The 2,399-nt window shown below is 68.8% G+C and carries 4 protein-coding genes; 3 read left to right on the forward strand and 1 reads right to left on the reverse strand.

The genetic code is table 11. The features are described from left to right. Nucleotides 1–300 precede the first annotated feature (300 nt). On the forward strand, nucleotides 301–879 hold the full coding sequence (locus AB0L59_RS42165; protein WP_365593495.1) for a SigE family RNA polymerase sigma factor: 579 nt from the start codon (nucleotides 301–303) through the stop codon (nucleotides 877–879). Beyond that, nucleotides 876–1,610 carry a hypothetical protein gene (locus tag AB0L59_RS42170; RefSeq protein WP_365593498.1) on the forward strand — a complete coding sequence of 245 codons (735 nt, stop codon included), beginning with the start codon at nucleotides 876–878 and terminating at the stop codon, nucleotides 1,608–1,610. The genes AB0L59_RS42165 and AB0L59_RS42170 overlap by 4 nt, the downstream gene beginning before the upstream one ends. A gap of 217 nt (nucleotides 1,611–1,827) precedes the next feature. On the opposite strand, the gene AB0L59_RS42175 is transcribed toward AB0L59_RS42170, so the two are convergent. Next, a complete protein-coding gene (locus AB0L59_RS42175; RefSeq protein ID WP_365593503.1) occupies nucleotides 1,828–1,956 on the reverse strand; it encodes a hypothetical protein in 129 nt (42 codons plus the stop codon). Between AB0L59_RS42175 and AB0L59_RS42180 the strand changes: the two genes are divergently transcribed. After that, a partial coding sequence (locus AB0L59_RS42180) for a transposase family protein (RefSeq protein WP_365593500.1) occupies nucleotides 1,948–2,399 on the forward strand: 452 nt, incomplete at its 3' end. The two genes, AB0L59_RS42175 and AB0L59_RS42180, sit on opposite strands and share 9 nt — an antisense overlap.

Raw genomic sequence — 2,399 nt, forward strand, 5'->3', positions numbered from 1 at the left:
GGCCAGGTCGGCGACCGTCTCCAGCAGCGGCTGGAAGCGAGTGATCTCGTTGGTCTTCTCGCCGACGTCCAGCTGGGCCAGGACCAGGCCGGTGGCGTGTTCGGAGCGGCGAGCAGATGGATCTTTCGTCCGCCCGCTCTCGCGGCGCCCCGCAGGCTCTCTCAAATCCGCAGCTCCTGACCCGCCTGGACGCCTTGCCTGCCGACTTCCGCGCCAAAGGGTCCCGGCGTCGACCGCAGGCCGCAGCATCATGCAACGGTTTGCCGTGGCCGTGGACTCTGTGGTGTGAGGAGGTGAGCCATGAGAGGCACAGCAGGAGCAACGGCAGGAGCTGGCGGAGAATCCGAGGATTTCCAAGCGTTCGTCATAGGGCGATGGTCCCGACTCATGCGGACCTCGTATCTCCTGACAGGAGAGCAGTACGCAGCAGAAGACCTCGTACAAGCATGCCTGGAGCGGACGTTCGTGGCGTGGCGGAAGGTGTCGCTGGCCCAGGACCCGGACGCCTACGTGCGACGCATCATGGTCAACGCACACGCGCGCAGGTACCGCAGAGGGATCAAGGAGCACCTGTCCCGAAGCGATGACCCCGCTCACGAGCACGACCTGCCAGAGCGCGGCGACAAAATGGCACAGGCCGTCGAGCGCGCCGACCTGCTCGCGGCGCTGGCCCAACTGCCCCTGCGTCAGAGACAGGCCGTCGTACTGCGCTACTGGGAGGACCTGAGCGAAACGCAGGCCGCCGCCGCGATGGGGTGCTCGGTCGGCACCGTGAAGAGCAACGCAGCCAGAGGAATCACCCGGCTCCGGTCCGCCGTCGGGCTGACCCGCGCCAGCACGGACACCAGTCCCCCCATGCACGAAGGGCTAACGTCATGACGGATACAGGCACCGACATCTCCGAGCTGCTCGCCAACGCCACGCAAGGCGTGCAGATCAAGCACGCGCCCGTCGAGGCGATCGTTGCAGGCGGCACGCGACGCAGGACCAGGCGCCGAGCAGCGGAGGCGGTCGCCGTCGCACTGGCCGTCGCGTGCACGGCCGGGATACTGACGTCGGTCTTCCCGCACACAGACTCCGGGACGGCATCGATCGCCGCAGCACCGGACGCGACGATCCGACCCATCACGCAGGTCATCGCTACCGGGGTGGTCGACGGGAAGCCCTGGACCCTCAGCATCGACATCTGGCAGCGCGCCGCCAACGCTGACGCAGCGGCCCGCGAGTGGAAAGCGACGCAGAAGGCCGAATACCCGGACCCCCAGCGCGCCGGCGGCGAAGGGGGGCCGCAGCTCGTTCACACAGGCTGGTTCTTCGCCAACCTGAACATCGGCGACGGGCGCGTGTTCGTGACTGACGATGCGTTGACCGCAACAGGAGACCGCAACGTCGAGACCAGCTGGGTCAAGTTCACCCCGACCGGCACCCACTGGTACGTCACCGGAATGGCCGGACCTGCAGTCCACGCCGTCACGTGCACCTGGGACGACGGGCACAAGGCCACGCCCCAACTGCAGACGATCGCCGGCACCGACAACCGGTTCTTCGCGATCGACGCCCCGACCCCGAAGCCGAACGACGGAGTCCCCAACTGCATGGCGACGGACTGACCGCTCCGCCCCCGCGTGACCGCCGCAGGACGCCGTCGCGACCGAACAACGATCGCTGGCGACTGCAGGGACAGGGATTCAGCGTAGTCGGATGACGTCCGGTTCTTGACGGTGTGTCGGTTGGCTGGCGCTGGGGAACGGAAGCAGGCACGGTCTCCAAGATCATGGAGTTCTCGACGTCCCGTGATTCGACTGGAAGCCCGTGCCTGCCTGTGCATCATCGCCGATCCCGCCCGCTCTCGACCAGCTCCGTGATCAGCCGCAGGTCGGCTCCGGGGAGGTGCCGGGCCTGCTGGAGCGGCTGGCTGAGGTGCCGGACCCGCGTGATCCGCGCGGCGTGCGGCATGGCCTGGCTGTCGTCTTGGCCCTGACTGCCTGCGCGGTGCTGGCCGGGGCGACCTCGCTGCTGGCGGTGGGTGAGTGGATCGCGGACGCGCCGGCCCACGCACTCGGGCAGCTCGGTATCCGCCCCGACCCGGTACTGCCCTTGCGGCAACTGCCCTCGGAGTCCGCGATTCGTCGACTGCTCGCCCGGATCGACGGCGACGCCCTGGACCGGGCGGTCGGGCGCTGGCTCGCGGACCGCCGTCCGCGGACAACCGGACTGCACGCGCTGGCTGTGGACGGCAAGAGCCTGCGGGGCGCCGCGAGAGCGGGCGGACGAAAGATCCATCTGCTCGCCGCTCCGAACACGCCACCGGCCTGGTCCTGGCCCAGCTGGGCGTCGGCGAGAAGACCAACGAGATCACTCGCTTCCAGCCGCTGCTGGAGACGGTCGCCGACCTGGCG

It is taken from the genome of Streptomyces sp. NPDC052109 (assembly GCF_040680195.1).
In the GTDB taxonomy this organism is placed as follows: domain Bacteria; phylum Actinomycetota; class Actinomycetes; order Streptomycetales; family Streptomycetaceae; genus Streptomyces.